This is a genomic window from Xenorhabdus thuongxuanensis, from assembly GCF_001908095.1.
GTDB classification, from domain to species: domain Bacteria; phylum Pseudomonadota; class Gammaproteobacteria; order Enterobacterales; family Enterobacteriaceae; genus Xenorhabdus; species Xenorhabdus thuongxuanensis.
This window is the reverse complement of record NZ_MKGR01000119.1, coordinates 1-340: the sequence shown is the minus strand read 5'-3', so window position 1 is coordinate 340 and position 340 is coordinate 1. Positions and strand designations below refer to the sequence as shown.

The 340-nt window shown below is 53.2% G+C and carries 1 rRNA gene; it reads right to left on the bottom strand.

The window, feature by feature from the left end:
* Window positions 1-340: ribosomal RNA gene (locus Xentx_RS18315) — 23S ribosomal RNA — on the bottom strand; the annotation flags it as partial.

Genomic DNA, 340 nt, shown 5'->3' with positions numbered 1-340 from the left:
TCACACCGTATACGTCCACTTTCGTGTTTGCACAGTGCTGTGTTTTTATTAAACAGTTGCAGCCAGCTGGTATCTGCGACTGGCCTCGGCTCCAGGAGCAAGTCCCTTCACCTAACGCCAGCGTGCCTTCTCCCGAAGTTACGGCACCATTTTGCCTAGTTCCTTCACCCGAGTTCTCTCAAGCGCCTGAGTATTCTCTACCTGACCACCTGTGTCGGTTTGGGGTACGATTAACAATAACCTGGAGCTTAGGGGCTTTTCCTGGAAGCAGGGCATCAGCAACTTCCGCACCGTAGTGCCTCGTCATCGTGCCTCAGTGTGACGGATAACCGGATTTGCC